Genomic DNA, 26,143 nt, shown 5'->3' on the forward strand with positions numbered 1-26,143 from the left:
CGGCAATAGGCTTGCTGCCAAACCAGGGCCGAGGGTGACGATCAAGGCGCGCGCCTTATTGATCATCACCCTCATGCCGTACGGATCGCCGTACCAGCACCTACCGGGTGGCCTGCAGCGCAGAAGACTGCTGAGGTGGTGTCGGACCCGATCCGTTCTCCTTGAATTCTCCTGCCGTCTCAACATGTCCATCACTGTCCTTTATAGCAGTAGAAGTGTCGTAACGAAGATCACGCAACTCTTTCACCGTAATTGGCGTGAAGTCGTTCAATGCAGGGCCATAGGGTTTCAGTGTTTGGGGGTCAATGGCATACCACTTGCTGCCTTGTTTAACCGCAACAACGGGAACGTCACTACCCGTTTTATCCAGCGGCCGGTACGTGCCATCGGCGATGGTCTGCTTGTAACTACCGTGCGGGACATTCCAACCACGCCCAGGCAGATAAAACTTATCCCTAAACGAGGCCAAGTCAACAGAAGGCGCCGCCTTCAAAGCGCTATTGCCCAACTTAAAGAAACCACTCCCGACGTCATAGAACCCCTTAAACGGAATACCTTCCTTAAGTCCTGCCTTGGCAGCGCCTTTTAAAAATGTCAGGACTGAACTTACCCCTTTGGCACCAACGTTAACCGCCTTAAAACCGCCTTTGGCAGCAGGATTAAACAAGCCGATAAAGTCATAGACCCCATTGACAACTGCATCATGCTTATTGCCTTCTATTATATTTTTCACAAGATCGTGAAAAGGCAGGAGGCTCAACAAAAAGTTTTTGACAAAGTGCAATCGAGCGCGGTTTTTTTCGGAGTCGGATAGGCCATTCGCCGCGGACTTCAGATTATCGACAGCCGTTTTATAATCATCACTTAACTGTTTGGCAAACGTACTCATCCTTTCCGAGGGGGTATTCTCCTGCGTCAACGTATGTGGCTCTGGTCGTTCCGGAGCCCCTATATAACTCCAGATCGGCTTTAGGGCGTACGCCTTCCCTTTAACAATCAAACCAGTATTACCAAGGCCTTCGTTCTTTATACGCCACCCTTCAGGAACGCCAGGCAGAGGGTCACCGTTTTTGATGATTTTCCCTAACTGTGGCGAGTAAATATAATCGACCCTTTCACCTTTATATTGCGTCTTGATGAAAAACGCACCCACTCCGAACATCTGAAATAAAGGCTTACTCTCACTGTCTTCAGGAAATTTTGAGAAGGGTGCCTGGCTCAAATGCTGCATTTGCGTCCTGCCGAACTCAAGTCGTTGCCGATCTTCACTCGGCAACAGCGATACTTGATGCAGGAACATCTCACCCGCCGCCTTGCTGAAGCTGTCGGCGTACGCGTCAAAACCCTCAACGAATTTTTTCTTTATGTCCGGCAGCTGGTTGACACTCGCAAGAATAACCGCCCTGGAAAATTCTTTATTATTAGAAGTCCAACCATACCAGGGGTGAAGTGTTCCAGACATATAAAGGTCCACCAGGGAGGTTTTTGACGTATGCAGCCCACTGCGACGCGAGAATATTTTTTTCTCAAACAAGTGGGCGTGTTCTTCACCGAATACCTTGGTTAACGCCTCCAGCGCCAAATCCAGACGAGTCGGCAGCGGAGCCAGAACACCTTCCAGAGTAGCTGCCAGGCGCTTGGTCTGTTGTTCCATGGCCGCCGTTACGCTCGCAATGGCTTGCTCGGAGTAGCCCTCACTGTTTTCCTTGATAATGTTTTTAGCGACACCCCAATCGATCACCGCCTGCAAAACAGCAGCTTTCGTCTGATACTCTTGCTCCCGTGTAACAGGCTCCAGACTCCCTTGTTCCCGGATCTGATCATAGCGCTTGCCCGCCGACGACCCCGCGGTGTTTTGCTCACGACGAAAGACTTCAGCGCTGAACATCACCCATTGCGGGGAACCAAAAACCACTGATTCGGGTACATCTTTGACCAAAAACTCCGGAGCCGACATAGCCAGCAATTGGTAAGCGGCCACCTTCGCCATCTCGGGGCCGACGATACCTTCCATATGGGTTTCAAAGCGCTTGACGATCTCGGCTGGCGTACGCCCCACGTTGTCTGATTGGCGCAAGTTATACCCGGCTAAATTATTACGCTCCCCCCCCGCTGACGATGGGTTGACTTCCAGCCCCAACGCCGTGAGCAGTGCTTCCTGGGCACCGGTTGCGGTGGGCAATGCGCCAATAGCCTCCTGCAGTTGCTTACCCAGTGCACGGGCTTGGGGGGTGTTTATCAAGACTTTCAGAAACGCTTCGGGATCGGTATCGGCCAGCGCCCTGCCAGACGCTGGAACCGCACGTTTGAGATACTCGAAAAGGCTTGGAGCCTTCCCCTCTGCGCCCAGCGGAACCTGCGTTTGAAGAGCCTTCCAGGCACTGACGGTTTCGCTTATCTTTTTCCGGGCGTCCTCGCCCAGTGGTACATCCTTAGTCAGCAACCCACCAAAGTCACCCTCAGGTGGCGCACTTAAGGGCGCTGCGAACAACACATTCTCCAGATTGACGAGCGCTTCCTGTGTCGTCGGCACTCGCAAACCGTAAGCGGCCATCAATTGCTTGAGATTCATCGTGACAGGCTGCGGTTGGTCTTCGCGCCAAAAGACGGAGTGCGGTGCGATCTCTACGACGATGGATTCCAGATCCGGTTTCGCGCCGGGCGTCTCGATATGTTTTTTCAACGCAGCGAGCAGGTTATGGTACGTGTCGGCTTCACCCGTTTTACTTAAAATATCAACAGGCACCTGATGGTCGGACGACATATTCGCACCGGGGCCATTAATAAATTGACGAACAAGGTTCGAATCGACCGTGCGTGAGCGTCCTGATCCGGCAAGTTCATAGACGTCTTCCCGGCGCAATATGCCAGAAGGCGCCAATTTTTTAGCAATGGCTATCAAGTTGTTAAACAACGCTTGGCCGCCTGGAACATCCTGGATCTCAGGCGAATCTCTATTTATTTTTTTTCTTCCGAAGTCAAACCAGATCTCACCTTTGGTGTGATCAAGGTGAGTAAATGCACCATGACCACCAAACATGCTCTCCAATTGCCTGAACGCAGAGGAATGGGCCGCAAACCTCAGTGCTTCAACCCAACGACCCAGGGTCGACTCGGGTGGAACCGGCACACGCGATCCGCCTGAAGACTTCTGCTTCCAATAATCTTGCTCCACACGCGCATCGGCCGCTGTTCGGGCAGCCTCAAGGTCATCCGACGACGTGTTCTCACTCATCACGGACGGTGCATTACCCGCATGACGGTTCAGTTGAGGAAAACCACTTTTTTGTAAGCCAAAGGGCGCAGCACTTATAGTATGCACAGTCATATTTCATCTCTCTTTCAGGCTTTCGATGAACGGCTTGCAAACGCACCTGAATCAACAGCGCAAATCGCGAAAATTTTTTATAAGGCCAGCCAAATTTAAGGCTTACCTAATAAGCGCCCACCCTAAAAGGCAATCATTCAAATAGCCCAACTGCGAGCTATTTTAATTCCCCGTACCCTGAGCGCAGACCGTGGTTCGCTGCTGCGTCATGGCACGCTGGTCGATGCGACGATCAGTTATTGCACGAATAATCAAAGTGTTCACCCGCGCGATGGTTATTGTATGAAAACACGCTAAGCAGTTGCCCCTGTTACGTGAGCAACTGCCTACGCAGTGGATCCGTCGGAACAACCCACTACAACGTGTACAACGCTGGCATTAACTATTGCTTGGCTGTGATAGCTTTCATCAGCTCGGTGATGTATGCCATTCTGGATTCCATGCCAATAGCCCGACTCTTGATATCATCTTCCTGCGCGCCGAATGTCGGGACCTGAACTTCAATATTCAGCGCTTTCGCTTCTTTAGCAAACTCTACTTCAAGGTGGTCAAGCATCTCATCAAGATAGTCCATTCGCTCTTCATTTGTCTTTGCCAACCACTCTATACTTGGTTTGACACCCTCTTCTGAACGAAGGCTACCCAACGTATTGGCTAATAGGAATACACGCCTCTGAGATTCATCAACCAACCGCGACTCCATAACATGTTGCTCTGTTGCCGGAGTTTTCGGTGGATTGATTTTGGGCTTGAGAAATTCAAGAGCGACGTTGGCGGCGAATGTCCCGGCAACTGTTAAGGGTACTGTGATCGCTGCCGAAATTAAGGCGACCTTGCCAATATTTCGCCTTTCAAGCGGAAGTGCTCGATCCGGCTTCGCAGCTTTAGGCTTCGCGACCGCCTCGGCGCTTTCTTCCAGATTACTCTGCGAAAAAGGCTCCACCTCCTTTCCGTCTACTCGACCTGCCGTCGGCTGAGCAAATAGCTTATCCCGGGCGTCAGCATCTTTTTGAGCTTGCCACTTCTTCCTGTTGGCTTCTCTGTGTTGAGCCACTTCCGGAGTAACTGGGGCCTCTGTATCAGGGGCATCCCCAGCCTGGCGATGACCCGTGGCTTGCCCCGGCCCGTCGAAACCCACTTTTTTATCAACAAAACCCTGATCAAAATTGTTATTGCTACCGTCTGCCGGCTTGGACCCTCCCGGGCCTTCTACCTTAGGTGCTCCACCTGTCCTTATAACGCTAGGCGTCTCGGTCCTGGTGAATCCACCACTGAAAATCTCCCCAAACTTTATGAATACTACCGGCCTTGCTGCTGCATTTGAAAGCATCATAATGATCTACCTAATGATTGATTTGCATTAGAAAGCCATCCATTTCTTCCACTTACTGTGTAACAGATAGGCTGCAAGCAGTTCCAAGCTACAAAACAAATAGTTCAGTCCTATAATAAATACGCAACAATCTTGGAGCGTACTTTCCAAGCGCGCAGGCGCACTTCACCAGCCAGCCTGATACTCATCAGCCTGCTAAATCGCTCAACGATGCGCATCGCTTATAAAACACTTACACTGATGCGGTGAGCACTCGTCAATCCACCCGTCTGAACATCATTACGTTTTATTCGACGGCGCCTGTGCGCTCAGCACACCAAATTGCGCTAACTGAGGACCAAAGGGTGTATTCATGAGGGAACTGTACGCATACCAAGCCCCGTTTTTTAAGACAGCGACTACTGGCCTACGCACACCATCTGATTCCACCTGATAGAAGCCCTTGACGATATCACCGTCCTTATAAGTCCTTGTCACTTCATAAGACCTATAATTGCCTTTGAGTCGAGGAAGCACCTCATCGGCGTGTTTGTACACCCTCGTCATATCCTTACCGACAGCCACCACCCCTCGCTTGATATTTCTCGGCAGGTTAATGGCATCGGTAACGCCCAGCGAAGCACCGAGACCAGCAAAAAAAGAGCGCTTGAGTACTTTGCCTGTTGACTTGCCCAGTTTCAACGCCTTGTTCGCGGCACTTGCCCCGGGAAGAAAAAACCCCAAAATATCGAACCCGATATTGAAAACTGCGCCTGCGACATTCCCCGATATCGCATCCTTAATACCGTCATAGAAAGGAATAAGCGAAAGGAGAAAGTTATTGACGGTTTGAACACCTGCTGTATTTTTTTCAATCCTCGTTTCACTGACAGCCTGTGCTTTCAAATGCCCATAATCTTTAGTAAAAAACTTACCCACCACAGTAGCCAGCGAACCGTTTCGTCGAGAAAAATAAGGAACTCGTCCTTCGCCGGTGACCTCAGGCACATCACGGTCCTGATTGGTGGCATCAAATTTCGTAAAAACATTATACGTGCCGGGTACGCGGGCTTTGGAATCCGGGGAAAAATACTTGCTGTCATCAAAATTTGACGGTTCTCCCGGCCCCCCCTTTTCCTTAACGATCTTTCCTAGGCCTGGGTAGTAACTATAGTACTCGACCTTGCCGTCAGCTCCCTCCACTTTCATAAGTACACCTTGCCCCCCTTCCAACTCTTTGAGTTCATTAGGGGTCGGCGTTCGTGGTCGGCGCCCGGGGTACAGTTGGCTGCTGTTCGTTTCTTCTGTACCCAAAAAAGGGCGAGACACGCCCATGAACGTGACATCCGCTTGGTTGATACGCTCTTGTTCGGCTATAGGCAGCAGAGAAACCTGATACTTGAACTGGATAGCCCAGGCCGCCGTTTGAGTCTTCGTATAGTCTTCAAACGTTTCAGAAAATGTTTTATTGATGTCTGGATCAAGCTCGGAAAAGCGAGACTTAATCGTTGCCCAAGGCAATTCCTTTTCATTTATCGGCGCCCACCATTCCAGATTAAGGGGCTTCGTCATGAAGACATCAAGTGGCGATACACGGTACCCGTCATCCATTTTACTTCGTAGTGTTATCTTCGTCGGGTCAACACCCGGGAACACCCGCTTGAACTCAGCCAGCGCCAACGCCTCACGAGTGGGCGCTGGCTTCATCAGCTCAGCGCGTGCCCACGCCAATTCCTTTTTCTGCTTTTTTAACACTGTTAATGATTGCTCGACGTCTTCGAACGTATATTGACCCTTGGGGTTGTTTTTAATCACCTGATTAGCGAGCCCCCATGCAATAAGCGAATCGGCGGACGCGGCAGCTAACTCATCCCCACCGTCAAGAATACTAAGCTGCGCGTCTGCATAGTTCATGACTTGACTGAGCGTCATGTTCCCCGATGCGCCAGGCGCTTCTTGCTCTACCAGTGCAACGGCTATAGAAAAATCCGCCCACGTATGAGACCCATAAACAAGTCCAGGTGGAATATTTTTTACCAGGAGTTCAGGGGCGACGGCTGACAGTAATAGTTGCGCAGCAAGAGGCGCCGCTTCAGCACCCACCTTAGTTTCAAGGTAAGCGGTAAACCGTTTGACGATTTCAGCAGCGGAGGCACCTGCATTTTCGCTTTTATAGAGGTTATAACCCGCCAAGTTGAAGCGTGACTTTTCTGGATTAGGGTCAAGCTCTTGCACAAGCGCCGCAGTCACGGCCTCAGTTGCACCGGTCGGCGACGCTGCTGATTTGATTTTACCTTGTATAGTTTTGCCCAATGTTTGCGCCTCGGGCGACCGAATGAGTTGGTCAAATGCAAATGAAGGGTTGTCCGCAATCACCTGCTTTGTAGACGTCGCAAGTGTGCTGGTCAGGCCGCGTAACAAACTGCCTGCCCCCACCCCTGCCTGCGGATCAGGTGCCTGGCTTGCATGCTTGAACTTCCACTGATCCACCACCGCTTTCATCTTGCGTAATTCAGTTTTGTTCAGCAGCCCACCAATATGCCTGACGCCACCAGCGTCAACCCCAGGCACCTTATGCGCAAGGTCAAAGGTCAGCGCGTTAGCCAGGTCATGCGCCTGCGTGCTGTCGACGGGTAGTTTATGCCCTTGCTTTTCGAGCAGTTGTGCAACACTTATCTCTCGGCGCTGTTCGGTAAGAAATAAACTTGAACGTCGGTCAATCGGGACCATAACGTTATTCAGATCGATCTTCCCTCCAGCATCGTCTACCTGGGACCTCAGTGCAGCGATAAGTGCATGACGGTTAGCGTCATCACCCAGCGCCTTGCCCTGCTCCGCTAATGCTTCTACCGATCGCTGCGACGCATGCCCCACAGGTTCAAACTCAAACGCGGCGCCTTCTATCAATTTCTCACGGTGCGAGGCAGCTTGCGAAGGGGAGAGGTCGATAGGCTCTCCATAAAATCGCCCCACCGTGTACAGCGGCATCTTACCGTCCGGCCAGGGGTAATTGAACGCCTGGCCGAGCATTGGAGCGATCGCCTTGGCAATCGATAACAGCACGCGAGAAACATCTGACCAGCCCGAATCATCTTTTAGGGAAAACGTCTGCAGCTTGCCATTTACAAGGCCGGTCAACTCCCCGAGGACGGGATCCAGTTTGAGACTCCTGGTATCGAGCCCCTGTGCTTTCGCCCACGATAAAAATCCAGGGCTTTTGAAAGCACTGTCCAATTGGGTGCGCCAACGCCCGAGTGTGGACTCAGGGGTGACTTGAACGTCAGGCGGCGCTATTGAGGCGTGATAGGAGCGCGTCGCTAATGCGATCGCGTAGGTCTTCGCCAATTGAGCGTCAGCCATTGCACGCGCGTCGGGACTGTCAGGCATTTGCGCGTGTGTGTTGCTGTGAACGACTGCACTCTTGATGGCAGCCGCAGGAAGTTCGCTTACCACGTTGCCTGATAAGGTAGGCGTTACTCTGACGTCTTGAAAATTTGTCATTTCCACACTCGCGTACGATTCAAATGAATAACTGTTCGTACGCTGAGTGGTGCAATATCTTACAAGTCATACAAAAAAAATTCGGAAAAGCTTACCCAGATATTTCAGTTCTAAACGTCGCCCTCATCAGCGCCTCATAATCAGGCTTCATATGTGTTGCGGTAAAAACGTGCAGATTACGCTTGTGGACACCGTTCGATACCATGCTTGCGTAACTTCCGGTAAAGCGTATTCCGGCTCACGCCCAAACTTTCTGCTGCGTGGGACATGTGCCAATGTTGCTGCTTCAGTGCGTTGAGCAACACTACGCGCTCTGCATCGTCCAAAGCGCCCCCTTGCCGGGGCTCGACAACCATCGCCGCTCGCGCCTGGCGGATGAGGGGCGGCAAATCGTCCAACCTGATTCGCCCGTTCTCGCACAAGGCCGCCAGGGTGCGAAGTACGTTGCGCAATTGCCGAACGTTGCCCGGCCAGGCGTAGTCGAGCAACGCGTGCCGCGCCTCCTCATCAAGCAAAACAACCTGTCCTGCTGCCTCTTGCGCCAGCAAAAACGCCAGTAATTGCGCTTTATCACTACGCTCACGCAGGGGCGGCACGGCTATTTCAAGGCCGTTGAGACGATAGTAAAGATCTTCGCGGAAGCTACCGTTCGCAACACGTGCCAACAGGTCACGATGGGTGGCGCTGATGATTCTGACGTCTACCGCCTGCGGCGCACCGCCGATGGGCACCACCACGCGATCTTCCAGCACCCTTAAAAGGCGGGTTTGCAACGCGAAAGGCATGTCGCCAATCTCATCGAGAAACAGCGTGCCGCCGTCGGCTTGCTGTAATTTGCCACGCATCCCTTCCTTTAACGCGCCGGTAAAGCTGCCGCCGCGGTAACCGAACAACTCACTTTCAATCAGGTTTTCCGGGATGGCGGCGCAGTTGAGAGCGACGAAGGCGTTATTGGCACGCGAGCTGGCCTGATGCACGGCCTTGGCGAACGCCTCTTTACCGCAGCCGGTTTCGCCGTTGATCAGCAGCGGCACGTCGCGTTCGAACACCCTCAGCGCCTTGTTAAAATCACTCTGCAACGCAGGGTCGCCCAGGCAGATACCCGGCAGGCGTGGCGCCTCGGGCTTGGGCAGCGGCGCGGGCAAACTCTGCACCTGCCCGCGCAGCGCGGCGAATAACTGCCGGCCATCGCGCGTACGCAACGGCCAGCTGGCCGTGGCATTGGCGCTGGCACGGCCGAGCAGTTGGTCCAGCGAACACTCGAAAAACGCCTCTACCGGCTGCCCGAGCAAACCGCCGCGCGCCTGGCCCAGCAGGTTCAACGCACTCTGGTTGACCGCACAGATACGCCCTTCACCGTCGAACGCCAGCAACCCTTCGCTGAACAACCCCACGGACTCCGCCTGCAGGTGAAAGCGCAGCAGCCAGTGCTGTTCAAAATGGCGCAGGAAGTAACAACTTTCGATCATCTTGGCCGACAAGTTCACCAGCGCCATGGTGTGGAACTGGCTTTGACGCGACACGGCCTCACGCGCCGATGACACGTCCAGCACGGCCAACAGTTCGCCATGGGGGTCGAACACCGGGCTTGCCGAGCAGGTCAGGCCGGTGTGGCGGCCGCGAAAATGCTCGTCGCGGTGAATGGTCAGGGACTGGCGCTCCACCAGGCAGGTGCCGATGCCGTTGGTGCCTTCGCACGCCTCGCTCCAATCGGCGCCCAGCCACAGGCCTGCGCGCTCGAACACCTTGCGCTCGGCCGGCGCAGTCACGCAGTTGAGGATCACCCCGCGGGCGTCGGTGAGCAGCACCGCATGCCCGGCGCCGGAGAGCTGTTGATGCAGGCTGTTCATCTCGCTGCCGGCGATGTGCAGCACTTGCTGCAAGCGCTCGCGACTTTCGAGCAGGCGCCCGTGCTCAAGCACGGTGGGGGCCATGGTCAGCGCCGGGTCGAGGTGATAGTCCTCCAGGCAGCGCAGCCAGGAGCGGGCGATGGATGGGTCGCTGCCGGGGCCCTGGCCGAGGTCTTGCCCACGGGTGACGGTGAGGACTTGCTGGGCATGGCGACTGAAATGATCGTTATGCATGTTCTTATTATTCTCCCTGCGTGAGAACGGCCAGCATCCCCCAGCCATCCGGGCATTGCAATCCCGGGCCGACCCACTGGTCACAGGCTGTACCGTTTATGGCACAAACTGTCACCCCACCTGTACCGCAAGTGTCACAGCAACGCTTTGCAACAAAGCCAAAACCCTTGATTTACCTGGCGTGCAAGGCGGTGGCCCGACCTTTGCTCTACGCTTTATCACGCGCAACACCGCTGTACTCCAATAAACATAAAAGCAGGAGATACCCACCATGCGTTACGCACATCCCGGCACCGAAGGCTCAATCGTTTCCTTCAAGGCCAAGTACGGCAACTTCATCGGCGGCGAATTCGTTGCACCGGTGGACGGCAACTATTTCACCAACACCTCGCCGGTCAACGGCAAGCCCATTGCCGAATTCCCGCGCTCCACCGCCAAAGACATCGACAAGGCCCTGGACGCGGCCCACGCCGCCGCTGACGCCTGGGGCAAGACCTCGGCCCAGGACCGTTCGCTGGTGCTGCTGAAAATCGCCGACCGTATCGAACAGAACCTCGAACTGCTGGCCATCACCGAAACCTGGGACAACGGCAAGGCCGTGCGTGAAACCCTCAACGCCGACATCCCGCTGGCCGCCGACCACTTCCGCTACTTCGCCGGTTGCATCCGCGCCCAGGAAGGCACCAGCGCCGAGATCAACGAACTCACCGCCTCCTACCACTTCCACGAGCCACTGGGCGTGGTCGGCCAGATCATCCCGTGGAACTTCCCGCTGCTGATGGCCGCCTGGAAACTCGCGCCGGCCCTGGCCGCCGGTAACTGCGTGGTGCTTAAACCCGCCGAGCAAACCCCGCTGGGCATCAACGTGCTGATGGAGCTGATCGGCGACCTGCTGCCGCCTGGCGTGCTGAACGTGGTGCACGGCTTCGGTAAAGAAGCCGGTGAAGCCCTGGCCACCAGCAAGCGCATCGCCAAGATCGCCTTCACCGGTTCCACGCCGGTGGGCTCGCACATCATGCACGCGGCGGCCGAGAACATTATTCCGTCGACCGTTGAGCTGGGCGGCAAGTCGCCGAACATCTTCTTTGCCGACATCATGAAAGCCGAGCCTTCGTTTATCGAAAAAGCCGCTGAAGGCCTGGTCCTGGCGTTCTTCAACCAAGGCGAGGTGTGCACCTGCCCATCCCGCGCACTGGTGGAAGAGTCGATCTACGACGACTTCATGAAAGTGGTGATGAAGAAGATCGAGCAGATCAAACGCGGCGACCCGCTGGACACCGACACCATGGTCGGCGCCCAGGCGTCCGAGCAGCAGTTCGACAAGATCCTGTCCTACCTGGAAATCGCCAAGGGCGAAGGCGCGCAACTGCTCACCGGTGGCAAGGTCGAGCAACTGACCGGCGACATGGCCGGTGGTTATTACATCCAGCCGACGCTGCTCAAGGGCACCAATGAGATGCGCGTGTTCCAGGAAGAAATCTTCGGCCCGGTGGTGAGCATCACCACCTTCAAGGACGAAGCCGAAGCCCTGGCGATTGCCAACGACACCGAGTTCGGCCTCGGCGCCGGCGTGTGGACCCGCGACATCAACCGCGCCTACCGCATGGGCCGCGCGATCAAGGCGGGCCGTGTGTGGACCAACTGCTACCACCTGTACCCGGCGCATGCCGCGTTTGGTGGCTACAAGAAGTCCGGCGTGGGCCGTGAGACCCACAAGATGATGTTGGACCACTACCAGCAGACTAAAAACCTGCTGGTGAGTTACGACATTAATCCGCTGGGCTTCTTCTAACTAACACCCGCTCCCCCACTTGAAATGCAATCAAGTGTGGGAGCTGGCTTGCCTGCGATAGCAGTGGTTCAGTCAGCAAAAGTAGTGACTGCCCTACCGTCATCGCAGGCAAGCCAGCTCCCACATTTGAATCTTCGCAAGTACTCGCAACTCACGTTCGACACAAAGAGGTCGAGCTAAAACAATAACAACGGACGGTACTTCCCCATGCCTAGCGAACCCACTGGCTCTTCCGTCGACTTCGAAAAAGTCGGCACCGACTATTTCCAACAACGCGAACTGAAAAAAGGCGCTGCCGGTTGGGTGCTGCTGGTCGGCCTTGGCGTTGCCTACGTGATCTCCGGCGACTACGCCGGTTGGAACTTCGGCCTGGCCCAGGGTGGCTGGGGCGGTATGTTCCTCGCCACCTTGCTGATGGCCACCATGTACCTGTGCATGTGTTTCTCCCTGGCCGAACTGTCTTCCATGATTCCTACCGCCGGCGGTGGCTACGGCTTTGCCCGCAGTGCCTTCGGCCCTTGGGGCGGGTTCCTCACGGGCACCGCCATCCTCATTGAATATGCGATCGCGCCCGCCGCCATCGCGGTGTTTATCGGCGCCTATTGCGAGTCGTTGTTCGGCATCGGCGGCTGGATGATTTACCTGGCGTTCTACATCATCTTTATTGGCATCCACATCTTCGGCGTGGGTGAAGCCCTGAAGCTGATGTTTGTGATCACCGCCATCGCAGCGATTGCCTTGGCTGTGTTCCTGGTGTCGATGGTGCCGCACTTCAACGTCGCCAACTTGCTCGATATCCCGGTGACCGAGGCCAAGGGCGCCAGCAGCTTCCTGCCGTTTGGCTATGTCGGCGTGTGGGCGGCGATTCCCTACGCGATCTGGTTCTTCCTCGCCGTCGAAGGCGTGCCCCTGGCCGCCGAAGAAACCAAGAACCCCAAGCGTGACCTGCCGCGTGGCTTGATCGGCGCCATTGTGGTGCTGACCAGTTTTGCCCTGTTGATTCTGGTGATTGCGCCAGGCGGCGCGGGCACTTACGCACTGGTCAAGTCGGGCAACCCGCTGGTTGAAGCGCTGGCATTGTCGTACGGCGGTTCGACCTGGATGGGCAGCTTCGTCAACCTGGTGGGCCTGGCCGGGCTGATCGCGAGCTTTTTCTCGATTATCTACGCCTATTCGCGGCAGATCTTTGCTCTGTCCCGCGCCGGCTACCTGCCACGCAAGCTGTCGCAGACCAACAAAAGCAAGGCGCCGGTGCTGGCCTTGATCATTCCCGGCATCATCGGCTTTGGCCTGTCGCTGACCGGTCAAGGTGACCTGCTGATTCTGGTGGCGGTGTTCGGCGCGACCATTTCCTACGTGCTGATGATGGCCGCGCATATCACGTTGCGCATCCGTCGCCCCAAGATGGAGCGTCCGTACCGCACGCCGGGTGGCATTTTCACGTCAGGTATCGCGCTGGTACTGGCCTGCGTGGCCGTGGTGGCGGGCTTTCTGGTGGATCCACGGGTGGTGATTGGCGCGGCGATCATCTATGGAGTATTAATTGCTTACTTTGCTTTCTACAGCCGGCATCACTTGGTAGCGGGCACGCCCGAAGAGGAATTCGCGGCGATCCAGGCCGCAGAGGCCGCCTTGCACTGATAGCCGTAAACCTCGGCGCGAGCATCTGCTTGCGCCGCCCAGGAGACACTGTATGGCAAGCTTTTCCCACGCGGTGGGTACACAGACTTACCGTTTCGACAGCCTCAAGGACGTGATGGCCAAGGCCAGCCCGGCGCGCTCCGGCGACTTCCTCGCTGGCGTGGCGGCGCAAAACGACGGCGAGCGCGTTGCGGCGCAAATGGCACTGGCCAATATCCCGTTGAAACACTTCCTCGAAGAAGTGCTGATCCCCTACGAAAGCGACGAAGTCACCCGGCTGATCATCGACACCCACGATAAACAGGCGTTTAGCGCAGTCAGCCACCTCACCGTCGGCGGCCTGCGCGACTGGCTGCTCAGTGATGCGGCCGATGAACAAAGCCTGCGCGCCCTGGCACCCGGACTGACACCGGAAATGGCCGCCGCTGTGTCGAAGATCATGCGCGTGCAGGATTTGGTGCTGGTGGCGCAGAAGATCCGCGTGGTGACACAGTTTCGCGGCACCATGGGCCTGCGCGGGCGGCTGTCGACCCGGCTGCAACCCAACCACCCCACCGATGAGCCGGCCGGCATCGCCGCCAGCATTCTCGACGGCCTGCTCTACGGCAACGGCGACGCCATGATCGGCATCAACCCGGCCACCGACAGCATCGCCTCGATCTGCGCCATGCTGGAGATGCTCGACGCGATCATCCAGCGCTACGAAATCCCCACCCAAGCCTGCGTGCTCACCCACGTGACCACCTCCATCGAGGCGATCAACCGTGGCGTGCCGCTGGACCTGGTGTTCCAGTCGATTGCCGGCACCGAAGCGGCCAACGCCAGTTTCGGCATCAGCCTGAGCGTGCTGCAGGAAGGCTACGAAGCGGGTTTGAGCCTGAATCGCGGCACCTTGGGCCAGAACCTGATGTATTTCGAAACCGGCCAGGGCAGTGCCTTGTCGGCCAATGCGCACTTTGGCGTCGACCAGCAAACCTGTGAAACCCGCGCCTACGCCGTGGCGCGGCATTTCAAGCCGTTTTTGGTCAATACGGTCGTAGGTTTTATCGGCCCGGAGTACCTGTACAACGGCAAGCAGATCATCCGCGCCGGCCTTGAAGACCACTTTTGCGGCAAGCTGCTCGGCGTGCCGATGGGCTGTGATATCTGCTACACCAACCACGCCGAGGCCGACCAGGATGACATGGACACGCTGCTGACCCTGCTGGGCGTGGCCGGGATCAACTTCATCATGGGCATCCCCGGCTCCGACGACATCATGCTCAACTACCAGACCACCTCGTTTCACGACGCCCTGTACGCCCGGCAAACATTGGGTTTAAAACCGGCGCCGGAGTTTGAGCAGTGGCTGGCGAAAATGGGCATCTTCACCCAGGCCGACGGCAAGGTGCACTTTGGCAACAGCCTGCCACCGGCGTTTCGTCACGCCTTGAAGCAATTAGGATGAAAGAGCCGCCCGTGCAACTCGACCTGCCTGACAACCCGTGGCTGGAACTGCGCCGCCTCACGCCTGCACGCATTGCGCTGGGCCGCACCGGCACCAGTATTCCCACCAACGCGCAACTGGATTTCCAGTTCGCCCACGCCCAGGCGCGCGACGCGGTGCACTTGCCCTTCGACCACGCGGGCCTGAGCAGCCAAATGGCCGAGCGCGGGCGTGACAGCCTGCTGCTGCACAGCGCTGCGGTGGACCGGCACATGTACCTGCAGCGCCCGGATCTGGGTCGACGGTTAAGTGATGAGTCAGCCCAGAGCCTGCGGGACTACGCCGCCGCCAACCCAGGCGGCGTGGATTTGGCCGTGGTGGTGGCCGATGGCCTGTCGGCGCTGGCGGTGCATAAACACACATTGCCGTTTCTTACACGCATGGAGGAGCAGACCCAGGCTGAAGGCTGGTCCTTGTCGCCGGTGATCCTGGTGGAACAGGGCCGCGTGGCCGTGGCCGATGAAATCGGCCAGTTGCTGGGGGCCAAGATGGTGGTGATTCTGATCGGCGAACGGCCGGGGCTCAGCTCGCCGGACAGCCTGGGGCTGTATTTCACCTACAACCCCAAGGTCGGCCTCACCGATGCCTACCGCAACTGCATTTCCAACGTGCGCCTGGAGGGCCTGAGCTACGGCATGGCCGCCCATCGCCTGCTTTATTTGATGAAAGAAGCCTGTCGTCGGCAGCTGTCGGGGGTCAACCTCAAGGATGAGGCGCAGGTTCAAACCATCGAATCGGATGATCCTGACCTGATGAAAGGCAATTTCCTGCTTAGCCCACCCAATGACTGATCGCTGCACGATTGCGCTTTTTTGCGTCATTAGGCAGCATCGAGTCACGGCCGCGTGTGTGGTCATACCCCATTTGGAAGTTGAGGCCTGGCATGCGGATTACTCAAGCGACCCTGGAACACCTGGACCTGCTGACCCCGTTGTTCGTCAAGTACCGTGAATTTTATGGCGCACTGCCCTTCCCGGATTCGTCGCGGGCCTTTCTGGAAAAGCGCCTGCGCCGCAAGGAGTCGGTGATCTACCTGGCCCTGGCGGATGATGACGACAAAAGGTTGCTGGGTTTCTGCCAGCTGTACCCGAGCTTTTCGTCGCTGTCGCTTAAACGCGTGTGGATCCTCAACGATATCTACGTCGCCGAAGATGCCCGCCGGCAGTTAGTGGCCGACAACCTGATGCGCACCGCGAAGAAGATGGCCAAGGAAACGCACGCGGTGCGGCTGCGGGTGTCGACCAGCAGTGACAACGAGGTGGCGCAGAAGACCTATGAGTCGATCGGCTTTCGAGAGGATACGGAGTTCAAGAACTACGTGCTGCCGATCAGTGAGGACTGACGCTGTTAGCCCAACCACCATAGATTCCCTGTGGGAGCGGGCTTGCTCGCGAAAGCGGTGTATCAGTTAATAAAGACTCGACTGACCCACCGCTTTCGCGAGCAAGCCCGCTCCCACCTTTACATCTAAGCAACATTTGAATCGGTGTAGAGCCTTGCTACCAGCGACACTCCCCGCTACAAAACCAACACGCTTTTCACCTCTCAATCCGTATAATGCGGACCTCTCAGAGTTGTAAGAATCGCGACATACGCTTGTAGCCTAACTTACCCGTAGCTTCCGCACAGGCCCGCTGAGCCGGGCCATTCACACAGGTGCCATTCATGGATTTCAACCCGCTCGACCTTATCCTGCATCTCGACGTGTACCTCGACATGCTGGTAAGAAACTACGGAGTGTGGATCTACGCCATTCTGTTCCTGGTTATCTTTTGCGAAACCGGTTTGGTGGTAATGCCTTTCCTGCCCGGTGATTCCTTGCTGTTTATCGCCGGCGCCATTGCCGCAGGCGGCGGCATGGACCCGGTCCTGCTGGGCGGCCTGTTAATGCTGGCAGCCATCCTCGGCGACAGTACCAACTACGTGATCGGACGAACGGCCGGGGAACGCTTGTTCAGCAACCCGAATTCGAAAATTTTCCGCCGCGATTACCTGCAAAAAACCCACGACTTCTACGACAAACACGGCGGCAAAACCGTGACCCTGGCGCGCTTCCTGCCGATCCTGCGCACCTTTGCGCCGTTCGTGGCCGGTATCGCCAAAATGCCTTACCCGCGCTTCTTCGGCTTCAGCGTGTTCGGCACCGTCCTGTGGGTCGGCGGCCTGGTCACCCTGGGCTACTTCTTCGGCAACGTGCCGTTTATCAAGAAGAACCTCTCGCTGCTGGTGGTGTTTATTATCCTGCTGTCGCTGGTGCCGATGATCATCGGCGTGTTCCGCAGCCGGTTTGGCCGCAGCTCCGAAGCCAAGCCGCAGTAACCCGCGATGTGGTCCCTCAGCGCCTGGCGTCGCCGGCGCCTGCTGGCCAAGCACCCGATTGCCGATGACACCTGGCAGCGGGTGCGCCATCACCTGACCTTCCTCGACGGCATCAGCGCCGAGCAGGACCAGTGGCTGCGCGAAGCCTGCGTGGTGTTCCTGAGTGAAAAGCACCTCACCGCCCTGCCCGGCGTCGAGCTGCATCAGGAACAGCGCCTGCTGCTCGCTGCCCAGGCGCAATTACCACTGATGAACCTGGGCGACCTCGACTGGTACCAGGGCTTCCACGAAATCGTGCTGTACCCTGACGACTTCCTCAGCCCCCAGCGCCATCGCGATGCCAGTGGCGTCGAGCACGAGTGGGACGGTGAACACAGCGGCGAAGCCTGGCAGCAAGGCCCGGTGATCCTCGCCTGGCCCGGCGTTCTGGCCAGCGGCCAGTGGGAAGGCTACAACCTGGTGATTCACGAGCTGGCGCACAAGCTGGACATGCTCAACGGCGACGCCAACGGCTTGCCGCCGCTGCACCACGACATGCGCGTGCAGGAATGGGCCAGCGTGATGCAAAGCGCCTTTGACGACCTCAACCGCCAGCTGGATGCCAACCCGGACGCCGAAACCGACATCGACCCCTACGCCGCCGAAAACCCGGCGGAGTTCTTTGCCGTCACCAGTGAGTATTTCTTCAGTGCCCCGGATTTACTGGTCAGCAGTTATCCCCAGGTGTACGCGCAATTGAGCCGCTTTTATCGCCAGGACCCGCTGGCCCGCCTGCACCAACTGCAAACCGGCGATGCCCGCTACCAGACTGAACCGCTGGCGCCACACGACGTCTGACGCATGGCATCGGCGTCAGAATATGCCTATAATCGCCGCCACTTTTAGGTCAATCCGGCCATGTTTCATGGCCAACTACGGGGGCACCGCCCAATGAGCTACAGCAAGATTCCGGCTGGCAAAGACCTGCCGAACGACATCTACGTCGCCATCGAAATTCCGGCCAACCACGCGCCGATCAAATACGAAATCGACAAAGACAGCGACTGCCTGTTCGTTGACCGTTTCATGGCCACCCCAATGTTCTACCCGGCCAACTACGGTTTCATTCCTAACACCCTGGCTGACGACGGTGACCCCCTCGACGTGCTGGTAGTAACCCCTTACCCGGTTACCCCAGGCTCGGTCATCCGTGCGCGCCCAGTCGGCATCCTGAAAATGACCGACGACGGCGGCGGCGATGCCAAAGTTATCGCGGTGCCACACGACAAGCTGTCTCAGCTGTATGTGGACGTGAAGGAATACACCGACCTGCCGCCACTGCTGCTGGAACAGATCAAGCACTTCTTCGAGAACTACAAAGACCTCGAAAAAGGCAAATGGGTGAAGATCGACGGTTGGGGCAACGCAGACGCCGCCCGCGCCGAGATCATGAAGTCGGTCGCTGCCTACAAAGGCTGATACCCGCTCCTCATTGCCCCGGCAATCAAAAAAGCCCCGACGATTCGGGGCTTTTTTTGTGGAAAAAATTAAACGCCAAGTTCAATGTTTAATTCGGAGCGTTTAATAATATTAGATAACTGAAATATCAGACTACAACCAAGCAAATCCCTACACACGAAACTCAACGCATAGTTTATTTGATGTGTTTTTCAGGCCAGTAAACTCTGCGTTTATGAATACATCAGGTGATCGACTAAAAGCGTTACTGCGGGAAGTTCATCTTTCCGCTTCCGACTTCGCCAAGAACCGTGGTGTCACGCCTCAACACGTGAACAACTGGTTCAAGCGCGGCGTGCCCATGGGCCGACTCAACGAGATCGCAGAACTGCTCTGCGTCTCCAGCCGTTGGCTGCGCACCGGCGAAGGCCTCAAACACCCACCGGCCAACTTCCTGCTGGAAGGCCCGGACCCAAGGAAGGGCATCGCCACCCGCGAAGAAAGCGGCAAGTACATCACGGGCCCCGCCCGTCTCCCAGAAAAAATCGACGTGGAGATCCCCCTCCACCCCACGTTCACCTCGACCGAGCGCATCCGCGTCTCCCTGCACACCCTCGAAACCCTCAACGTAAACCCCGACCGCGCGGTAGGCGCCTACATGGTCGATAACAGCATGACCGACATCATCCAGCAAGGCGCCACCCTCGCCATCGACCGAGGCCGCAGCCAAATCACCGACGGCGAAATCTACGCCGTCGAACACGACGGCATGCTCCGCATCAAATACCTCTACAACCGCCCCGGCGGCGGCCTGCGCATGCGCAGCCACAACGCCGGCGAACACCCTGACGAATACCTCACCCACGAACAACGCTTTGAACAGAACTTCGAGATCGTCGGCTGGGTGTTCTGGTGGTCCACGCTGAACAACCGCCGACCCGTCCCACTGGACGAACACCTGCTGGGCTGGGAAGGCTCTAAATCGGACCCTGAGGTAGGCATATGAGGTGAATGTGGGTAGAATGCCGCCCACATTTGGCAGGGGGTGGCTTTGCGCTACCTATCCTGCCTGGCGATGCGGAGGAGTTCCCGCAGATGCCCCTACTATTCAGCCCGACTCGACGTGGGCTGAGCGATTTGAAGGCTGGTGAGGTTTGTCAAAAACAAGCTGAGGCAGTCCCCGAGAAGCCGGCCACAAGCCGGCTTTTTAATGCCTGGAATACAAGGCTTTTAACGACCAACCTTCAGAAAAACCCACACTTTGACCCACACTTCAGAAACGTAGCCTGTTGCAAAAAACTAGGTTTTTCTTCACGCGGACACTAACGAACGCAGCTAGAAACGAGAAGTGCAAGCCAAAGCATGGAAGACCCTCAAAACGGGCCCTCCCCAACCATAGCTATTTCCTATTAAAGGACTCGACACCATTTGGTACGACCTGGAGACTAAATGGAAGAGTTCTAATGTACTCAACCATAAAATCCCAGTCCGGTTCCCCATCACTGGTAACCGGTAAGTTGATTGTTGAATTACACATGCGCATAGGGCGCCACTTCCGCCCATAACTCCAACGGTACTTTTCTGCTCTAATTATCGTCGCCAGAAAAAGACCTATCTCCGGTGACATTAAAACCGACTTGTCTTTTAGGTACAATGGTGTTACGTCATGCGTACAGGTAAAAGGGTGTGGTTGATAGAATGCCTCTGCGACTGAAGCGCCATTATTAGGCACAGTAATACACTGACCAGAAAATAGCTTACGCTCTAGAGCCTCACCAATCACTACCCTTCCATCTCTTGAATAGGATTCAAGATTGCGCATTTCAACGTACGAAGTTATTCCATTACATTTTTCCGATGCGCCGATAAAAGGAACGTCATCTTTGCTAGTGCTTATAGGTGGTTTTTTATTGTAGTAGCCATTGCGAATTTCAAATATTTCGTCATACCTAAACCTAACCCATCTTGAAATATCCAACGAAATAACTTGCTCAGCACTCGCAGGAGCCGAACCACCATCAAACATATTTACATCAAAATCATTTACCCAGCTTGGCAGATCACCAATATCCGGAACAACCAAATCTTTTAATGTTCGATTCGCTTGGCGGCCATAGCTGTATCGAAACCGATTAGACTTGATGCTAAGGCAGTAAAAAAGCAGCTGCGCCTTAGTTAGTTCAGACCTCGGTTTCAAAAGTGCAACATCGCGACCGACGTAAAAAGGTTGCTCTTGGAGATGAGTAGTTAAAACTCCGTTTCCCCCAAGAGCGCAAGAAAGATACCCGGCAGGAGCTGGTTCCACGCCTTTAATAGGTTCAACGAATGCAGAAATCCCATTATCTCCCATTTTCCTGGAGACAAATGGAATCCCGACCTCAGGCCTTACAATCGTAAGTCGGTTTAGCTCAAGAGAGTGCCCATATCGCACCTCGAAGATATCGCTGACCTTGGCCATTAAGCAACACCTTCTTCGTCATTGATCTCCGCACCTTCAGGGAGCGCCAACTCATTTCCGCCCAAAAGACGATATACAGCATAATCACGCACCACTTTCTCGAAGTCTCTCCGGGACAACTTCGAATAATCAGTATCCATGTAAGCTTCAGCACACCACTCGTCTTCAGCAGTAACTTTCTGCAAAACACTCTCACCGGCATGGACTTCTCGATTGCGAAAAGCGTCTACCCAGCGGTCACGGATAGCCGGCCACGAATCATGTGGGTCAACTCGTCCCTTATGCTTAGTTTTGGTATATCCATCTCGCTTCCAATAGCCGAACCAAGTTTTGCGATTCTCTACAGCATGGGGTTTATGTGCAGTAAAGACCATAATGCAGGTGATGACGCCTACTGGGTAGAAGAGCTCATCAGGCATAGACATCACTGCCTCAAGCGTGTGATCACGCATGATCTCTGCGCGCAAAGCACTAGCGGAAAGCGCACATCCCATGGGTACAATCGCAATCCCCGTGCCGCCTACTTTTAAGCAATCAAGCATGTGCTTAACAAAGCGTAACTCGTGCAGATCGCTGTCAGATTGGCTGTAGGGCGGATTGACCATCCCGACATCACAATTATGCTTCTTTATTGCTAATGTTATCCCATCATCAAAGCAACTTCCCTGATATAAATTCGCTTTACCGTCTCCACGAAGGATCATATTGGATGCAGCGAGAGCGAACATATTTGGTTGCTGTTCAACGCCCACCAAACCATCTTTACGAATTTTATCTTTATCCAACTCTGTAACAGAAAATTTAAACATTCGGTGCATCGCGGAAATTAGAAACCCTCCGGTACCGGCACAGATATCAAGGACTTTACTATCCTTGCTTACATTTGCAAGGTATGCAAAGAGCTCAGTAGTGTGACGTGGTGTAAGCACGATCCCAAGAGCTTTCTTGTCGCCGCCGGTGTACTTCAAAAACTCACCGTAAAATTGACCAACCACATCAAAGTCATGATAGACACCAATGAAGGGCCACACTTTACTTTTAAGCCGATCAATGAGTTCGTGAAGTGCGCCTTTCGGATAACTCTTCACTGGCTTACCCAACTCAGGATGCACAGCAATACTTGAGTAAGGCTGTGTCATATTATCCTTCTTGGCCTGAGGTAAATCTGCGCATTGGATCTCATATTGAATAACCCGCATCCACTCCTTCTGAAGTTGACTAGGCGAGTAAAGCCCGAACGAGGCGGCAAAAGCAGGACTACGCAAAGCGATGAGAGTACCACTAACGAGCAACGGCTTTTCGCTTTCCGTTAATTTCGCGTGGTCGCGCATAAACTCATGCAAGTCTGCAGCGAAACTCATTAGTTCGTCAAAACGTAGCTTTTTAACCGTCGGATCAAACGTAGCATGCTCAATATAGTCAGCCCAAGGGATAATGCGATCAATAGTCGCACCATCCTTAGCTTTCAACTCTTTTGGCTTATCGCTACCTTTCGGCCATAAATATGTTGATAGAAGCGCAGACTTCTTCGTCTCACCACTGATGGCGACCGAAATAACATTAAAATCTTTAGCCAAAGCTTTCGCGTAGTGCAGTACACCATCAACTGCATAACGCTGAGTTCGTTTGGCCTTCGCAGCATCCTCTTCATCCACCGACCCGGTTAGGAAAACTTCATCTAGAACATTACTGGCATGGTCTTTAACATCCGCCTTGCATTCGACGACAACCAAAAAATCAGAGGAGCTTGGCGCACTTATAATAAACTCTGGGGCACCTGTTCCGCCCCCACCAGATTTGCTCGCAACTTTTAGCGCTCGCTTTACCGCTTCAATGTTACTTTTCTGTTCGTCAACCTGCACATCGGACTCAGGATCATAAAAGCCACAATGCCGAAGTTCTTCACGTACAATATTTTCTGTTTTTCGCTCGTTCTTGCTCATTAACTAAAATGCCTTTTATTTATGCTCTGGGCGAAACCACATCACCCTGATAATCTATAAAAATTCCGTTTGACCCATCGCCTACTATTAGAGTACCGCTGGATCAAATACATAGTGTTGCTATAGGAAAATTGACATAGGTGTACGCACTTCTGCCTGGTGTTGCCAACCATAACAGACGCTCATCTGGTTCAAGGGTAGTAAATCCATTTCGTTGATGACTTATCCTGACTCATAAATGGTGTCCACACGGCCCTTTTTCTGAGGCAATTTTGCCACAGAAAAACACGCTGAATTCGAAGATACCTTCCAAAATTCGGCCAAACCCGGCCCCAATTTTGCGCAAAAAAGGTGATTTAGTCCGAATTGCAGCCTTTTGGGCTGATTTCATAGTCACATTGCGTCGATTTCTGCTCCCAAAATCAGCTCAGCAACCGATTCACAAGCGGAATGGACAGAAAATATCGCTCCACGACGATTGTCAGAAACGGTGAACACAACGACGCAAATTTATGCCCGCCATGAGGTGCAGACTCGGGGGTCAAGGGCGCAGCCGGAGGCCGCAGCCTGCAAGCGCAGCAAGCAGGAACGGGCGAGGACTGCGGCGCAGCGCACCCTTGACGCCATCGAAGGTCGCAATCTGGCCGAGGGGATGGGAAAGCTTCTCTTCCCAGCCCCCGAGCGTCCAGGGCGACCCCTGGGCCGGGGCGTGCGCCCAAAGGGGGCGCAGGTTTTAAGGAGCGAAGCGATGTCGCAGTCCAGCGGCACGCTGGCCCACCATTGACGTAGTCAATGTGTAGTGGATTACACAAAGTGTTGCGTTGCTCTTTGCTCCATCGGCAAACTACCCCTAGAACAATAAGACGGGGATACCGCGATGCAAAGAGATACTCTTGTATTGAGCGCTGATCAGAAAGCAATGTGGGCAGAAGCTGGAATTACGTTCCCAAGCAATCAACTGAATAAAGTTATTGAACGTGCCTTATCAGACTTGTCAACAGACCAACTGAACAACTCCTTTTATGAGATTCGCAGATTCGACGCGCCCCATGCTTTCGACGCCCTTCTAAAATTGCAAAATACAGGGGCGGCGCGTCGCGCATATTGAAGTAACTCGAGACGAGTTCCATGAAATTTTGCGCATAGATACGACACTGTTTGATCTGATCATGCAAACAATGGCTATGCTCCTGGATGTTTTACTGCGCCTCCTTGGAGGAGCGTTAAATAGCCGTCCAGCTGGCTCGACAGGTCTACCAAGAGTCACGCCGACTCCGCAAAAATACGTCCCCTCGTGGCAAAGGCAACTCCGGATCGAGCGTGACGACGATGAAGGGTATACCCGGTGAGTTTCGCGATCATCCGTACAACCAAGTTGAAGTCGATGGGCGCTGTAATGCGCTCTGGAAGGCACACTTTCCGTGAGCAACTCACCCCAATGCTGACCCTGCAATGACTACTAAAAATAAAGTCGTCGGGGCGACAAGCTCAGAAGAGCTTAAAGTGCGTTTGCAGCAGCGCCTGCCTGAAAAAATTAAAGCCCGGTCGGTGCTTTGTATTGAATACATGATCACAGCCTCCCCTGAAGCGTTTAAGCGTCATGGCGGTAGCCTGGATGATATGGGGAATGGATATTTCAACGACGCGCTGAGATGGCTTCAACAGCGCCACGGGAAGGAGAATGTTATCTCTTCGGCAGTGCATTTGGATGAGACCACCCCACACCTCGTGGCATACGTTGCGCCAATGACCGCCGACCATCGTTTATCCTGCCGCGACTTCCTCGGTGGCAGGGAAAAAATGAGGAAACTACAGTCCGATTTTCATGCAGCTTGCGGCAAAAAACGAGGACTTGAGCGCGGTATCGAAGGTAGCCGGGCAAAGCACCAGGACATCAAACAATTCTATGCGGCCCTGCGCGCAGCAAACCAGGCGCCAAAGCCCGACGCGAAGGACTACGCCGCCGCTGCCATGGGTATCAAAACAGCAGCATGGCGCAACGCCGAAGCGCTTGCGAAATCACAGGCTCAGGGTGCGGCATTGGCACCATTGATGAAAAAGAACTTGGCGGCGAGAGATAAGGCCATCAACAAAAAGGCCGATGACCTGAGCGACCGATTGCAGGTATTTGAGCATACCCGCCTGCTTTTGAAAGACGCAGAATATGAACTGGAGTGCCGTTCACGGGTGCCATGGTTGCATCACTACAACACTGCTGATCGGCTCGCCTGCCGAGCTGCCGCTTAATCTGCGCCAAGTGCTCTCGCCGCGCATCCGCCAGCCGATTAATTTGTCGGCGCCACCAACGCGGATCGCTAAGCCTACTAACCAGTCCATCCAGGGTGGAGTGCTTTGTTACTCGCACTTTCACTCCAAAGGCATGTGCTACCTGTACATGTTGGTTTTTTTCAAGCCTGGTGGCGCATACAAAATATTGACGGTGCGTCAGAGCGATTACTCGCGCAAGTTGTGTTAACTCCGCCTCATCGTAGGATGCGATCTGATCCAGAGCAGAGTCAGGGTTTGGAAGGAGGGTGAAGAAGATGTCATCGTTCCACCCTTTAAAAGGCTCATACTCATTAACGGCTTCGAAATAAAAGCCTATTTGAGGTTGAGTCGGAAACAAATCTTCAAAAATCTCAGCTGGCGTGATCTTCCGAGTAGCCTTGGTGGCACTAGACTTCTTCATGTCTGGGCACTTACACCAAGACGAGCATCAACCCACCCTTGAATCTCCTCGGAACTCCACCCTACCGCTCGCATAGTGTAGTGGTCTAATGAAACCGGACACCCATTTAGGCGAGAATGCTCGCCAGATCGAGGTGTCAGATGACCAAACAAC

At 54.8% G+C, this 26,143-nt stretch carries 17 protein-coding genes; 11 read left to right on the plus strand and 6 right to left on the minus strand.

What is annotated here, in order from left to right:
• Positions 1 to 100: 100 nt before the first annotated feature.
• The 4 genes from AOA59_RS10430 to AOA59_RS10445 all read right to left on the minus strand — a co-directional run bounded on the left by AOA59_RS10430 (position 101) and on the right by AOA59_RS10445 (position 10,225).
• Positions 101 to 3,328, minus strand: a complete 3,228-nt coding sequence (locus tag AOA59_RS10430) for a hypothetical protein (RefSeq protein WP_143522771.1) — start codon at positions 3,326 to 3,328, stop codon at positions 101 to 103.
• Positions 3,329 to 3,710: 382 nt separating this feature from the next.
• Positions 3,711 to 4,661, minus strand: coding sequence for a hypothetical protein (locus AOA59_RS10435; RefSeq protein WP_099487175.1), 951 nt, complete (start codon positions 4,659 to 4,661; stop codon positions 3,711 to 3,713).
• Positions 4,662 to 4,940: 279 nt separating this feature from the next.
• Positions 4,941 to 8,141 carry a hypothetical protein gene (locus AOA59_RS10440; RefSeq protein WP_143522772.1) on the minus strand — a complete coding sequence of 1,067 codons (3,201 nt, stop codon included), beginning with the start codon at positions 8,139 to 8,141 and terminating at the stop codon, positions 4,941 to 4,943.
• Between the two features lie 176 nt (positions 8,142 to 8,317).
• Complete coding sequence (locus tag AOA59_RS10445; RefSeq protein ID WP_099487179.1) at positions 8,318 to 10,225, minus strand: sigma-54-dependent Fis family transcriptional regulator; 1,908 nt, start codon at positions 10,223 to 10,225, stop codon at positions 8,318 to 8,320.
• A 271-nt stretch (positions 10,226 to 10,496) separates the two neighbouring features.
• On the opposite strand from AOA59_RS10445, the gene AOA59_RS10450 reads away from it, so the two are divergent.
• From AOA59_RS10450 to AOA59_RS10490, 9 genes are all read left to right on the plus strand, one after another.
• Positions 10,497 to 12,017 (plus strand): aldehyde dehydrogenase family protein, encoded by a 1,521-nt coding sequence (locus AOA59_RS10450; RefSeq protein WP_056861948.1) that lies wholly within the window; start codon positions 10,497 to 10,499, stop codon positions 12,015 to 12,017.
• 207 nt (positions 12,018 to 12,224) lie between these two features.
• Complete coding sequence (gene eat, locus AOA59_RS10455; protein WP_068931319.1) at positions 12,225 to 13,658, plus strand: ethanolamine permease; 1,434 nt, start codon at positions 12,225 to 12,227, stop codon at positions 13,656 to 13,658.
• A 52-nt stretch (positions 13,659 to 13,710) separates the two neighbouring features.
• Positions 13,711 to 15,105, plus strand: a complete 1,395-nt coding sequence (locus AOA59_RS10460; RefSeq protein WP_056861946.1) for an ethanolamine ammonia-lyase subunit EutB — start codon at positions 13,711 to 13,713, stop codon at positions 15,103 to 15,105.
• Positions 15,102 to 15,935, plus strand: a complete 834-nt coding sequence (eutC, locus tag AOA59_RS10465) for an ethanolamine ammonia-lyase subunit EutC (RefSeq protein ID WP_069786653.1) — start codon at positions 15,102 to 15,104, stop codon at positions 15,933 to 15,935. The genes AOA59_RS10460 and eutC overlap by 4 nt, the downstream gene beginning before the upstream one ends.
• A 92-nt stretch (positions 15,936 to 16,027) precedes the next feature.
• Positions 16,028 to 16,486: an N-acetyltransferase gene (locus AOA59_RS10470; protein WP_065911257.1), complete on the plus strand. Its 459-nt coding sequence runs from the start codon at positions 16,028 to 16,030 to the stop codon at positions 16,484 to 16,486.
• A 323-nt stretch (positions 16,487 to 16,809) separates the two neighbouring features.
• Entirely contained in the window at positions 16,810 to 17,463 is a 654-nt protein-coding gene (locus tag AOA59_RS10475; RefSeq protein WP_065911258.1) for a DedA family protein, read from the plus strand.
• Positions 17,464 to 17,469: 6 nt separating this feature from the next.
• Positions 17,470 to 18,300, plus strand: a complete 831-nt coding sequence (locus AOA59_RS10480) for a zinc-dependent peptidase (RefSeq protein ID WP_065911259.1) — start codon at positions 17,470 to 17,472, stop codon at positions 18,298 to 18,300.
• A gap of 93 nt (positions 18,301 to 18,393) precedes the next feature.
• Positions 18,394 to 18,921, plus strand: a complete 528-nt coding sequence (gene ppa / locus AOA59_RS10485) for an inorganic diphosphatase (RefSeq protein WP_099487181.1) — start codon at positions 18,394 to 18,396, stop codon at positions 18,919 to 18,921.
• Between the two features lie 214 nt (positions 18,922 to 19,135).
• A complete protein-coding gene (locus AOA59_RS10490) occupies positions 19,136 to 19,906 on the plus strand; it encodes a S24 family peptidase (RefSeq protein WP_099487183.1) in 771 nt (256 codons plus the stop codon).
• A gap of 393 nt (positions 19,907 to 20,299) precedes the next feature.
• Here AOA59_RS10490 and AOA59_RS10500 read toward each other — a convergent pair whose 3' ends face one another.
• Complete coding sequence (locus AOA59_RS10500) at positions 20,300 to 21,358, minus strand: restriction endonuclease subunit S (protein WP_099487186.1); 1,059 nt, start codon at positions 21,356 to 21,358, stop codon at positions 20,300 to 20,302.
• On the minus strand, positions 21,358 to 23,301 hold the full coding sequence (locus AOA59_RS10505; protein WP_099487187.1) for a class I SAM-dependent DNA methyltransferase: 1,944 nt from the start codon (positions 23,299 to 23,301) through the stop codon (positions 21,358 to 21,360). Before AOA59_RS10505 ends, AOA59_RS10500 begins: the two co-directional genes overlap by 1 nt.
• Positions 23,302 to 24,178: 877 nt before the next feature.
• Between AOA59_RS10505 and AOA59_RS31970 the strand changes: the two genes are divergently transcribed.
• Complete coding sequence (locus AOA59_RS31970) at positions 24,179 to 24,409, plus strand: hypothetical protein (RefSeq protein WP_143522773.1); 231 nt, start codon at positions 24,179 to 24,181, stop codon at positions 24,407 to 24,409.
• Between the two features lie 344 nt (positions 24,410 to 24,753).
• Positions 24,754 to 25,548, plus strand: coding sequence for a MobV family relaxase (mobV, locus tag AOA59_RS10515; RefSeq protein ID WP_099487191.1), 795 nt, complete (start codon positions 24,754 to 24,756; stop codon positions 25,546 to 25,548).
• Positions 25,549 to 26,143 lie beyond the last annotated feature (595 nt).

The organism is Pseudomonas sp. 2822-15, assembly GCF_002742515.1.
GTDB classification, from domain to species: Bacteria; Pseudomonadota; Gammaproteobacteria; order Pseudomonadales; family Pseudomonadaceae; genus Aquipseudomonas; species Aquipseudomonas salomonii.